Origin of the sequence: Prevotella sp. RM4 (genome assembly GCF_000701965.1) — a bacterium.
Classification (GTDB): Bacteria; Bacteroidota; Bacteroidia; order Bacteroidales; family Bacteroidaceae; genus Prevotella; species Prevotella ruminicola.
In genome coordinates, this window is the sequence record NZ_JNKG01000007.1 from 1 (window position 1) to 13293 (window position 13293).

At 47.6% G+C, this 13293-nt stretch carries 9 protein-coding genes and 1 rRNA gene; all 10 read left to right on the plus strand.

Annotation, left to right across the window (positions count from 1 at the left end; genetic code table 11):
* Positions 1 to 221: 221 nt before the first annotated feature.
* A 5S ribosomal RNA gene (gene rrf / locus T499_RS0101200) occupies positions 222 to 334 on the plus strand.
* A gap of 123 nt (positions 335 to 457) precedes the next feature.
* Positions 458 to 976 carry a hypothetical protein gene (locus tag T499_RS0101205; RefSeq protein ID WP_033149462.1) on the plus strand — a complete coding sequence of 173 codons (519 nt, stop codon included), beginning with the start codon at positions 458 to 460 and terminating at the stop codon, positions 974 to 976.
* 11 nt (positions 977 to 987) lie between these two features.
* Positions 988 to 1551 (plus strand): cob(I)yrinic acid a,c-diamide adenosyltransferase, encoded by a 564-nt coding sequence (locus T499_RS0101210; protein WP_013063829.1) that lies wholly within the window; start codon positions 988 to 990, stop codon positions 1549 to 1551.
* Between the two features lie 64 nt (positions 1552 to 1615).
* A complete protein-coding gene (locus T499_RS0101215) occupies positions 1616 to 1837 on the plus strand; it encodes a DUF2795 domain-containing protein (protein ID WP_013063838.1) in 222 nt (73 codons plus the stop codon).
* 350 nt (positions 1838 to 2187) lie between these two features.
* Complete coding sequence (locus T499_RS0101220; protein WP_369793361.1) at positions 2188 to 5259, plus strand: SusC/RagA family TonB-linked outer membrane protein; 3072 nt, start codon at positions 2188 to 2190, stop codon at positions 5257 to 5259.
* 17 nt (positions 5260 to 5276) lie between these two features.
* Positions 5277 to 7202, plus strand: a complete 1926-nt coding sequence (locus T499_RS0101225; protein WP_033149464.1) for a RagB/SusD family nutrient uptake outer membrane protein — start codon at positions 5277 to 5279, stop codon at positions 7200 to 7202.
* A gap of 19 nt (positions 7203 to 7221) precedes the next feature.
* Entirely contained in the window at positions 7222 to 8352 is a 1131-nt protein-coding gene (locus T499_RS0101230) for a SusE domain-containing protein (protein WP_033150107.1), read from the plus strand.
* A 170-nt stretch (positions 8353 to 8522) separates the two neighbouring features.
* Complete coding sequence (locus T499_RS0101235) at positions 8523 to 10124, plus strand: DUF6377 domain-containing protein (RefSeq protein ID WP_033149465.1); 1602 nt, start codon at positions 8523 to 8525, stop codon at positions 10122 to 10124.
* Between the two features lie 183 nt (positions 10125 to 10307).
* The gene (locus tag T499_RS0101240) at positions 10308 to 12557 is read left to right on the plus strand and encodes a glycoside hydrolase family 31 protein (RefSeq protein WP_033149466.1); all 2250 of its coding nucleotides are present in this window, start codon (positions 10308 to 10310) and stop codon (positions 12555 to 12557) included.
* Positions 12558 to 12567: 10 nt separating this feature from the next.
* Positions 12568 to 13293 (plus strand): SusF/SusE family outer membrane protein, encoded by a 726-nt coding sequence (locus T499_RS0101245; protein ID WP_084162845.1) that lies wholly within the window; start codon positions 12568 to 12570, stop codon positions 13291 to 13293.

Below are 13293 nucleotides of genomic sequence, written 5' to 3' on the forward strand. Positions count from 1 at the left end.
TGACGTTGATAGGGTGCAGGTGTAAAGACGGTGACGTCAAAGCCGAGCACTACTAATTGCCCGAACTCTTTCGCTTCATGCTGATATTATCAGATGTAGTTGTTTCTGAAATGAGCTTCTACACAGTTTTCTTGTGTGCAATTGTCAACCTTATACGTTGTCATTGATTTGGTTGTTGATAATGTTCAATGGTCAATATTCAATGTTCAATGAACGAACTATTAGGTGGTTATTGCAGTGGGGTCCCACCTCTTCCCATTCCGAACAGAGAAGTTAAGCCCACCTGCGCCGATGGTACTGCAATGCAATGCGGGAGAGTAGGAAGCCGCCGTCTTTTTAAAACGAAGTAGGAATCACTTTCGAGTGGTTCCTATTTTTTTGTATTTATTATTTGGTATTACAAAGAAAAACGAGTTTTCCTTTGGTATTTCACTCGATTTGCACTATCTTTGCAGTGATGAATCTATTGAAAGGCAGTTTGGTTTGGTTAGGGCGTATCCATCAATGCCGAGGTTTTGGCATCCAGTCGCCTACCGATTACTCGTTTGTACGTTATGTGATAAACGAGCATTGGCCTTATTATGCCTACGAACAGTTGAAAGGCGATGATTGGCTCACTACCAAACTGGGACGGTTATACTTTCGATTAGCCAATTGGCGCCAGCCAGCTATGATGATTCCAGATGAATATCAACGCTACTGGCAGGCAGGATGCCATCAAACAGCTTTTACACCTATTATTAATAAAGTAGAGCTGGCAAGAGTTACCATTGAGGATAAAGCCTCCTGGGAAGCCTTAATGCCAAAATGCGATAATCAATCTGTTATAGTAGTCGAAGGTATCTGGCGTGATTGGGAACGTTGGCATGAGATAGAGTCTGACGATAGAACAGTGATTACCTACGACCTTTACTATTGCGGTATCGTATGCTTTGATAAAACGAGATTTAAACATAACTATAAGATTAACTTCTAACCAATCAATTTATGAAAATAACTAAAGTCTATACCCGAGGTGGCGATATGGGTAAAACATCGCTTGTAGGCGGTCAGCGTGTATCGAAGGCCAGTGAGCGTCTTGAGGCATATGGCACGGTAGATGAACTGAGCAGTCATTTAGGACTGCTGGTCTCGCTTTTACCTGATGGTGATGACAAGGCGATGATTATGCGTATTCAGAATTGTTTGTTTAATGTATGTACCAATTTAGCTACCAATCAGGATCAAACAGTCTTATCTCCCTCTGCATATTTGCCTGAGGGCGAAATAGAGATGGTAGAACATCAGATAGACGATATTATGAAGTTGCTGCCCGAGAAACAAGGGTTTGTATTGCCAGGAGGTACTCGTGAAGCTGCACAGGCCCATGTGTGTCGTACGGTGTGTCGTAGGGCCGAACGCCGCATTGTCGCTTTGTCGGAAGTGGCTAAAATTAGTCCCGAAATATTGCAATATGTGAACAGATTGAGCGATTATCTGTTTGTTTTGGCAAAAAAAATAAATTTTAACGCAAATCAGAGTGAAATAGTATGGCAAAATGTTGGTAGATAGAAATTAATTCATTACTTTTGCGGCCGAATAAAAAATGAATTAGTTAAACTAACAAACTTGTATTATGTATTGGACACTTGAATTAGCTTCGAAATTAGAAGACGCACCTTGGCCCGCTACCAAGGATGAACTCATAGATTATGCCATCCGTTCGGGAGCTCCACTCGAAGTATTGGAGAATCTGCAAGAGATTGAGGATGAAGGTGAGGTGTATGAGAGCATCGAAGACATCTGGCCCGACTATCCTACTAAAGAAGATTTCTTGTTCAACGAGGATGAGTACTAATTGCTGAAAACAAACGAGCTCTAACCTTAGACGTCTTTTAATGAGCAACATGACAAAATCTGCGTGATTTGTCATGTTGCTTATTTTATATTTCTGTTATACACACGTGTTGTTTGTTGAATTGTTAACTACTTGATAATCAGTATGTATTTTGTTTGTAAAGGCTTATATTGCCTTATACAAATCTTTTTTATTGGCGAATAATGGATATAAGAGGTTAACTTTGCACCGCAAATCAATCCAAAGCTAACAAATTAACAATTTAACAAAAAATGAAGAAACAACTAACCAAAATTTGTCACTTCTGGTTACCTGCCAGTTCTGTGATGCTTTGCAGCCTGACTATGCTGATGGCTGCTCCGTTGTTGCCTCAGGCTCCTGCGGCTGTGGCGCAAAGCGTACAGACCAACCAGGTAACAGGTCTTGTAACCGATAAGCAGAAAGAACCGCTTATTGGTGTTACCGTAACTTTGGTGGGTACTGAAACTCGTGCCATTACCGATGCTGATGGTATGTTCCGAATTAACGTGCCCGCTAAGAGTGGTACTACGTTAGAGTTTAATTACATTGGTTTTGCCAGCAAGCAGGTAAAGGTAAATGGTTCGCGCCTGCTGAATGTGATGCTGGAGGAAGAAACCAATGAGTTTACCGAAGTGGTAGTAACTGGTTATTCCAGTCAGAAGAAAGCATCTATCATAGGTGCTATCGAGACCATCAAGCCTGCTGAGCTGCAGTTCGGTTCTACGCGTACCTTATCTAATAATCTGGCTGGTAAGCTGAGTGGTGTTATTGGTATCCAGCGCTCTGGTGAGCCTGGTTATGATGACTCAAACTTCTGGATTCGTGGTATCTCTACCTTCTCTGGTAGCAACAACCCATTGATTTTGGTTGATGGTGTGGAGCGCGACTTGGATAACGTAGATGTTGCTGAAATCGAGTCGTTTTCTATATTGAAAGATGCTTCGGCGTCGGCCATGTATGGTGTCCGAGGTGCTAACGGCGTGATTGTGATTACCACCAAGCGTGGTAAGATTGGTGCACCTCAGGTGAGCTTCCATGTAGAGCACGCTATCAATCAGCCCACTCAGTTGCCCAAGTTTCTGAATGCCCCCGACTATATGTCGCTGCTCAACGAGCTGGCTACTCAGGATAAGGTGGCTCTGCCGTTCACTCAGCAGCAGATTGACCGTACCCGTTCGGGTTATGATCCCGATCTTTATCCTGATGTGAACTGGGTGGATGCCATTACAAAGGATTATGCCTATACTACTCGTGGTAATCTGGAGGTGAGCGGTGGTTCCGACTTCCTGCGCTACTCGATTGTCACTTCATATTTCAAGGAGACAGGTCTGCTGGAGCAGGATAAGAGTTTGGTTTTCGATAATGCAACTAACAACCAGCAGTATAACCTGCGCACCAACATTGATATGGACGTGACCAAGACCACCATGCTCCGTGTAAACATTGGTGGTTATCTGAACCGATTCAAGAAGCAGCGTTGCAATACCAATGATGCGTTTGGTGAGGCTTTCCGTACCTTGCCTTTCGTGCATCCAGCCCGTTATAGTGATGGTGCTATCCCTGTGATTTCGTATCGTGCTAACCCTTGGCGTACGGTCACTCAGCAAGGTTACGACTTCATTACTTCAAGTAAAATTCAGACTCTGTTCAGTGTTGAGCAGGATTTGAAGATGATTCTGCCAGGATTGAAGGCTAAGGGTCTGTTTAGTTTCGACCGCTGGAACCGTAGCCGTCGTAGTCGTACGGCTAAACCAAGTACCGTATTCCCCGCTACTGGACGTGATGAAGAGGGTAACCTGATTTACTCGCAGCATGAAGCTGGCGATGAATCGCTGGGCAACGAGCAGGGCAATGAATATGGTAATACCCGCGTGTATTTCGAGACCGACCTGATGTACAACCGTCGTTTCGGTAAGACTGATGTAGATGCCATGTTGCTCTACAATCAGCAGGCCTATGATGATGGTAGTATTCAGGACTACCGTAAGCAGGGTATCGCCGGTCGCTTGTCGGCCACCTATGACAACCGCTATGTGGCTGAGTTCAACTTCGGTTACAACGGATCTGAGAACTTTGCTAAGGGTAAGCGTTTTGGTTTCTTCCCCTCTGTGGCTGTAGGATGGTTGCTCAGCGAGGAGCCATTTATGGAAAAGCTGAAGCCCATCTTCCATAAGATCAAGTTCCGTGCCAGCATTGGTCAGGCCGGTGATGATAATATTGGTGGTCGTCGTTTTGCTTATCTTGGTACTCTTAAGACTGATGCAGAGGGTTACATCTGGGGAACCAACGGACAGCGTAATTATGGTCATAACAAACCAGAGGAAGGTCCGATGGGTATCTCGGAAGGTGAGATTGGTGTTGAGAACCTGACTTGGGAGACTGTTACCAAGAAGAACCTTGGTGTCGAGGTTGGTTTGTGGAATATGCTCGACCTGAATGTGGATATCTTCAGTGAGAAGCGTAAGAATATCTTTATGGAGCGTAGCATCATCCCCACTCAGACTGGTTTTGTGAAGGCTCCTTGGGCTAACTTCGGTCAGGTATCTAACAAAGGTTTTGAGGTGACGCTCAATTTCCACAAGCAGTGGAACAAGGACCTGTTCACTTCGGCCTATGGTAACTTTACTTATGCCAAGAACCGTGTGGATGAGAAAGACGAGCCCGAAGCATTGAAGGGAACCCATCGTTCGGCTACAGGTCGTTCAATGAACGAGTTGTGGGGATTGGTTGCTGAGCGCTTATTCACCTACGACGACTTTAATGCCGACGGAACCTTAAAGGATGGTATTCCTACACAGGATGGTGTGGGTGCTGCCATTCTGCATCCTGGCGACATTAAGTATGTAGATGTGGATGGTGATGGTGCTATTACCGAGGCCGACGAAGGTTACATTGGTGGTACTGAAGACCCACGCATCGTGTATGGTTTCGGTGGTGTGATTAGCTACAAGAACTTCGATTTCAATTTCTTCTTCCAAGGCACAGGTGATATGTATCGTGTGATTGGTAATCAGCCTTACTTCCTGCCTGGTGGTGGTACTACTACGGAGGGTAACGCCTACAGTTATAATCTCGACGATCGCTGGACAGAGACCAATCAGGATCCATATGCCTTCTGGCCCCGTCTGACCTATGGTCCTAACGTGAACAACTACCGTCGTTCTACCTGGTGGAAGAAAGATATGAGCTTCCTGCGTTGTAAGACTCTTGAGGTTGGTTATACCTTGCCCAAGTCTTGGTTGCAGAGTTTCTATGTGAAGAGTTGTCGTGTGTATGTCAGTGGCAATAACCTGTTCTGCCTCTCGTCGTTCAAGCTGTGGGATCCTGAATTGGGTACCAACGATGGTTTGAAATATCCAATGAACCGTTCTGTGATGTTCGGTATCGACATTAACTTTTAGTTTATCGTATTATTGTTATGAAGAAGAAACTTCTATATATTTTCTGTGCGCTTAGCGCCATCAGCGGCTCGTTAGTGTCGTGCTCCGACTATCTCGACAAGGAGCCTGATACCGAGCTGACCACCGATATGGTGTTCGAGAACCGTGAAAAGGTCTATCAATGGTTGGCCTATGTATATAATGTGATTCATACGCCTGATAAGTGGGAGCTGAAGACCGATGGTTATGAGGTGTTCGCCGATGATATGACTCCTTCTAAGCGTTGGCAGCAGTGGGATTGGAGCAAAGTTATCCCAAAGATTTTTGGCCAGTGGACCATTAACTCACAGTGGGAAGGTAATTACTGGATGATGATGCCCCGTTATATCCGTCATGGCTACATCTTTAATAATATGGTAAAGGCGATGCCTGATCACGACCTGCCACAATCGGAGGTTGACAACATGAAGAACGAGGTGAAGTTCCTCACTGCCTATGGCTGGTGGCAGTTGGCCGAAAACCATGGTGGTATCCCCTTCAAGCCCGATTATATTGCACCCACCGATTTTGATTTGGCAGATTTGATGGTAGGTCAGTCTAAGTTCGACGATGTGGTTGACTACTGCGATAAGCAGATGCTGGAGGCTGCTATGGCACTGCCTGCTGTATATGACGATCCTTCGAAATATGGTCGTATCAACCGCATCATGGCGCTCACCGTTCGTTCGCGCATGTTGCTCTTTGCCGCCAGTCCGCTGGTGAACGGTAACCCTTGGTACAAGGATTATGTGAACAACGAGGGTGAGCAGATTTTTAATCCTACCTACGATCCACAGAAATGGGTGCGTGCTGTAGAAGCTTTGAAACTCTGTATCGACGAGGCTGAGAAAGCCGGCTATGCCCTTTATACCGAGCAAGGACCTAATGGTGAGATCGACCCCTTCATGAGTACCTATAACGTGCACATCAAGCGTTGGAGCGAGGGTAACCACGAGATTACCTTCCCTGTAACTAAGAATAACAGTTATAATTTCTTCCTGGTTAAGGTGAGTGTACGTGAGTATGGTGGTGGTTGTGGTCTGGGTGTTTACCAGGGTTTGGTTGATGCCTTCTTCACCAAGAACGGTCTGCCCATCACCGATCCTAACTCAGGTTATGTAGAGAACGGCATGTCAACCACTATCGACGACCGTTCGGATATCACCAACTGGGAGTATGGTACAGGTAAGCCCGGACAGGTTACCGACCGTGGTACCTATAATATGTACTGCAACCGCGAGCCCCGTTTCTACAATGCCGTATCGTTCCACGGTGCTTGGTTGGCAGTAGGCAATCGTAAATACGATTTCTTCTATAACGGTCGTGATAATATCCAGACATCATCACCCCACGATGCCCCACAGAATGGTTACCTGGCTCGTAAGGGCTTGAACGTGCTCGATAATAACCTTACAGGATCAATTACCCCACGTCAGGGCTTCACCTATCGTCTGGCCTTCACCTATCTCGACTATGCCGAGGCTGTGAACGAGTGCTACGACAACAGCTCTTCGCGCCAGGAGGCTCTGAAGTATCTGAACCGTATCCGTGAGCGTGCCGGTGTGCGCCAATACACTACTGCCGATGTGAGCCCGATGGACGAGAAGTTCATCCATGTGGATGACACCCAGGCCGAGCTGCGCCGTGTGATTCGTGCCGAGCGCCGTGTGGAGCTGTGCTGCGAGAACAACCGCTGGTATGATATCCGTCGCTGGAAGGAGGCAGAGAACCTGCCCGAGATGTGTGGCGACGACTATGGTATGAACTTCCAGGGTAGCACTCCTGAGGAATTCTTCAAGCGCACCGTGTTCCAGACCCGTATCTGGAAGCGCCAGTACTACTGGATGCCTATCTATATCGACGAGTACGAGAAGAACCCCAACTTGCGCGAGGCCCCATTCTGGGTAAACGAAAATGGTAATTAAGCTATAAATGAATACGATTATGAAGAAATATGCAATGATATTCAGTGCCTTGTGCACAGGACTACTGTTCACATCGTGCAACAAGGACCCAGAGTATTTCACGCTGGAGGAGCAACCCGACGAGATGCACGTGAAGAGCTCGGTTGAGGAGATTACCCTTAGCAAGAGCTCGGCCGACCAGACGGCCGTGACCTTTACCTGGGATGCGGCCACAAGTGTCGACCCATCAACCGAAGGCATCAGCTACAAGCTATGCCTATATCCCACAGGTCAGAAGGATAGTCACTCGGCCTACATGGAGTTAGGAAATAATCTGTCTTACTCGATGACTCACGACGAACTGAACACGCTGCTGAGTCAGTGGGCGTTGCCAGGTCAGGCTGTCAAGGTTACGGCACAGCTGCTGGGAATGTTCAAAAACGAGCAGCATTATATCAAACCAGAGATTTCGATAGTAGAGTTCACTGCTACAGGCTACGAGAAATACTCACCCTACCTGTACATGCAGATTACCACCGATGATGGTAAGAAGAGTACCCAGCGTCTGGATCAGCGCCAGTTGGGTACCGGTATCTACGAGGCTACGTTGAACATGAGTGCCTGCAAGTTCCACTTCACCACCACACCAGAGGCTTATCCTGCCTATGGTATGGCCGATGGCGAGCAGTTGGAATACTATACCGAAGGCGAAGTTCGCGATTTCCGTTTCGATGGTGATGGCAAGCGTACAGTGATTGTTGATACCAACACGGGCTTTAACGATTGCCGTGTGCTTGATATCGTTCAGTTGCCCACACCAGGACAGATCTGGATTTGTGGAAACGGCTGTTCGGTAGGTTGGAATACAAACACCTCTAATGGTCGTTTGGAGATGGTAGGTAGCGCACGCGAACCATATTATTATGCTTGGACTGGCGATTTCAATGCTGGTGGTGAGTTTAAGATTGGTGTTGGTAATGGCTGGGGCGATCCCTTCTTCTTCGCGCCTGACTATAATGCCGACCCCGTGAGTGATCATCGTCTGTCACCCTTCCGTTATCAGGACAATGGTGGCGACGTGAAGTGGGTGCCCTCGGTAAGCGGTCGCTACACGTTGACACTCTGTTTGCTGGCCACAGATATGTGGACTAAGTTCGAACCAGCTAATTAGTAAGTAGTAAAGTAATATTTCGGCCGATGGGCAGTTAGTAGCTCTCTGTGAGCTATTAATTGCCTGTTGGTTTTTATGGCGTTAATTATTGTTATATTTTGAATTGAGATGGTGCGTGGTTGGGTTTTTATCTTTAACTTTGGCTGCGATTAACGAAGACTCAAACTAAAATGAAGATTAGGAAACCTATACTAACATGTTTATTGGTATTTTTAATGGTGCCTGTTAAGGCTGCAATTGATAAGAATACTGCCGACTGGTTAAACAAACTGGATGCCAGTCTTGCCAAGCGTGACTATTATGAGAAACAGCGTATCGACCGTATTGAAAGTCTGAAAGAGGGTATGGCTAAAGCCAAGGCCGAAGGTCGCGAATTTACCCAGATGTACGCCTTGTATAACGAATACAAAAGCTACCGTTACGACTCAGCCCGTCACTACTCTTATGCTTGTTTGGGATTAGCCACTCGTCTGCAGAATCCACAGTATATCGCCCAGTCGCAAGAGGCCATCGCCTTCTCGTTGATCTCGGCAGGTATCCTGAGTGAGGCGCATGATATCCTTCAGTCGATGGATCGTAGTGCCTTGAGCGGAAAATTGCTCGAGGATTATTATGAGATTAACAGCTTGCTGTGGCGCAATATGGCCGATTACATCAAGGAAGAACCCTTTTATACCAAATATATCAACAGAAGTAATGGGTATCTCGACTCGCTTAAGCAGATTGTGCCGCCCAATTCCTGCATGTGGTGGTCGGTTACTGGTACGCGCCAGTTGCGTGAGCACGAGCATCAGAAAGCACTCGAGTCGCTGCAACATGTACTTGATGGATGTGGTGACGACTTGCACATGCGTGCCAAAGCGATGGCAGAGATGGCATGGGCTCATATCTTGTTGGAACATGAGGATAAGGCTATAGTATGTTTCGCCCAAGCGGCTATGGCTGATAACGAAACGGCAACACGTGAGATAACCGCTCTTTATCATTTGGCTCGTCTGATTTTTAAGGAGGGTGAGCATGAACGTGCCAGCGTGTATGTGCATCAGGCTTTAGAGGATGTAAACTTCTACGGAACCCGACTCCGTAAGGTGGAAATCAATGATATCCTGCCTATTATCGAGCAAGATCGCTACGATGGTATGCGTGGTCAGCGTAACTGGCTGTTTGTGGCAACGGCCCTGTTCGTTATCCTGTTGTTGGCATGTCTATGGAGCTACTGGACTATCCGCCGTAAGAACCTAAAGCTTACCGAGGCGCGTGAAACCATTGCCGGGCAGTTGGAGCAGCTCAAGCTCACCAATCTGCAGTTGCAGGAGGATGATAAGATCAAGAATGCCTATATCGGTCGCTCATTCTATACCAATGCCGAGTTTATTGCCAAGTTGGAGAAACTTTATCTGGCTATCGATCGTAAGATAGCTGCGCGCCAGTATGAGGACTTGCGCTCGATGATGAAACTCTCGACGCTGAATACGGAGCGCGCGAGTATGTACGAAGCTTTCGACCAGACATTCTTGAAACTGTTCCCCGACTTTGTGGAGCGTTATAATGCGCTGTTCGAGGAGAAAGATCGTAAGCTGCCAGATAACGATCAGTCGCTGACATCCGAGATGCGTATCTTTGCCCTGATTCGATTAGGTATCAACGATAGCGAGCGCATCGCTAAGTTCCTGGACTACTCGGTACATACGGTGAATACGTATAAAACTCGAATAAAGAACCGATCGACGGTTGACAACGAGCAGTTTGAGCACCTGATTATGGAAATCTAGGCGGCTCGCTGCTCAATATTTCTGTTATACAAACAACTAACTTGACTTAAGTGAACTTGCTGATTATCAGCGCCATCTTTGTTATACGACTGATTATTCGTTATACATTTACTTGCTTTCTTTTGTATGTGATCTATTTGCAGTACTTTTGTGCATGAAATAACAAAAACGTAATATATAAAAATGAAACGAATTCTAACTTTATTATTCATTTGTCTGAGTATCAATACAGCGTGGGCACAGGAGTTGAATCCCGTGGCTCATCCCGATGCTGTTGTACGCTCAGGAAAGGCGCGTTTTACTGTATTAACGCCCGAAATGATCCGTATTCAGTACAGCGATCGCTCGTTGTTCGAAGATCGTGCAACGTTTGCTATCGTAAACCGTCGTTTACCCGTTCCTGCCTTTACGGCTGTAGAGAAGGATGGTTATCTTGAAATCAAGACATCGGCCCTGACACTTAAATATAAGATAGGTGGCGTGATTGATGGTCGCAAGCCATCGGCCGAGGTGCTCAACATCTCGATGCAGCTTAACGGTCGCCCCGTGTTGTGGTATCCTGGTAAGGACGATGCGATGAACCTGAAGGGTACAACTCGCACCCTCGACGGACAGATTGGTGATAACAAGCGCCAGGAACTGGAGAATGGTTTGTTGTCGCGTGCCGGTTGGAGCATTATCGACGAGTCGCCATTGGCCCGTCGTGGCGATGGCTCAACCACATTCGCATTCGACAAGCAGGTGGATGGTATCGACTGGGTGGCCGAGCCTGTGGATAAGCAGGCCATCGATTGGTACTTCCTGGGTTATGGCCATCAGTATAAGAAAGCTTTAGGCGATTTCATCAAGGTGGCTGGTCGCCAGCCCATGCCGCCACTCTACGTGCTGGGTTACTGGTACAGCAAATACCAGCGTTACACCTCGGATGAGTTTATGGAGATTGTGAACGATGTGAAGCGCTTCAACATCCCCATGGATGTGATGATTTTTGATATGGACTGGCACACACAGGGATGGACTGGTTGGACTTGGGACCGCACAGCTATTCCCGATCCTGAGGGACTGATCGACTGGATGCACCAGCATGGTTTGAAGGTGTCACTGAATCTTCACCCAGCCGATGGCGTGGATGATGATGAGGACTTCTTCAACGATCTGCGCGAGGACATGGGATTGGATAAGCAAACCAAGCGTGTGCCCTGGAACTTGAGCGATGGTCGTTTCTACCATAATATGTTTAAGCACATTATCCGTGCTCGCGAGCGCCAGGGCGTAGATTTCTGGTGGCTCGACTGGCAGCAGAACCTCACCAGTAAGTATGTTGACGGACTGGGCGAGACCTTCTGGTGCAACCATGTGTTCTATAACGATATGCGACTGAATCGTCCCAACCATCGTCCGCTGATTTTCCATCGTTGGGGCGGACTGGGCAGCCACCGTTACCCGATTGGTTTCTCTGGCGACTCGTTCACAACCTATGGCACCCTGGCCTGGCAGCCTTACTTTACTGCTACTGCCTCGAATGTAGGCTTTGGCTACTGGGGCCACGATTTAGGCGGACACCAGCAGACAGGTGGCAACGATCCTGAGATTTATCTGCGCTGGATGCAGTTCGGAGTGTTTACCCCCATCTTCCGTACCCATGCCACTAACTGGGAGGGTATCGAGCGTCGCATCTGGAAGTATTCTAACTTCCCCTCGCTGCTTGAGACGGTTAAGTTGCGCTATGCGCTGATGCCTTACATCTATACCGCTGCGCGTCAGGCCTACGATACAGGTGTTAGTCTGTGCCGTCCGCTCTACTACGAGTGGCCAGAGGTTAATAATGCTTATCTGTTTGAGGACGAGTATATGTTTGGCGATGATATCCTGGTGGCACCTGTTGTTACCAAGCCCGAGAGCGATGGTATGACAGCCCGTCGTACTTGGCTGCCCGAGGGCCGTTGGTTTGATGTGTGCCGCAATAAGGTGGTTGAGGGCAACCGCACCTTTACCGACCGTTATGCCATGGAGGAGATTCCTTACTTCTTCCGTGCCGGTAGTGTGATAGTGAACAACCCACCGATGATGAATCTCAACACACGTCCTGACCGTCTGATACTGAAGGTGGTGCCTGGTGGCAATGGACAGACCAAGCTTTACGAGGACGAGGGCGATACCGAGGGCTATAAGCAGGGTGCTTATACCACGACAACCATCAGTCACGAAGGTAACACGCTCACCATTCTTCCCCGTGAGGGAAAATTTGCGGGCATGCCTGAGAGCCGTTCGTACACCGTAGAGTTCCTGGCTGTTAATCGTCCTAACGCTGTGGTTATCAACGGTAGTCTGGTGGCAGAAAGCGAATGGAAGTATGATGCGCAGCGCCGTTTGCTCACCGTAAATGTGGCTCGTACAGCGTGTGATAAGAAAACAGTGGTAACTATTAAATAATGTAAGCGTGATGAAAAGATTATATATGATGATGGCTGCACTGGTGGTGTGTATCACCTTGTGTGCCCAGCAGTATCAGGAACTGTGGATTATCGGAACCGCTGTGCCTGGTGGTGCCCAGAAACTTACCAAGGTAAGTGATAACGATTTTAAGTATGCTGGCCGCTTGAAGGCAGGCGAACTGCGCGTTGCCACAGCCAAGAAGGCAGGTAAGCGTACGACCTATCTGGTGGCCGACGCCCCCGATGCCAATATCGTGAACAAGGGAATCGGCTACACTGTTACAACTGATGCCAAGCAGGCAGCCTGGCAGGTGGTGGTGACCGAAGATCGCTACCGTTTTCATATCGATACCGAGAAGAAACAACTGCGAGGCGAACTGTTCCAGCCTTGGGGCGAACTGTTCCTGGCTGGCGGTGCCACCGAGGTAGGCTGGAAGTCAGAGGGCCATATGCTTCTGATGAAACAGGACCTGAATAATCCTTGTATCTGGACTTGGGAGGGCGAGCTGAAACGTCATCCCGAGGTTGAGGAACCTGGCAGCTTTAAGTTCCAGGGCCAGGATCGTTGGCATCCCAAATCCATCCATCCTTATGCTGCCGATACGGATATTCTTAAGGATCAGCGTTTTCATACTGGTGGCGATGATACTAAGTGGACGTTGTCGGTCGATGGGCGTTATCGCATCAAAGTAGATTTGTTTAACGAAACCATTCAGGCAGAGTTAGTGAAATGA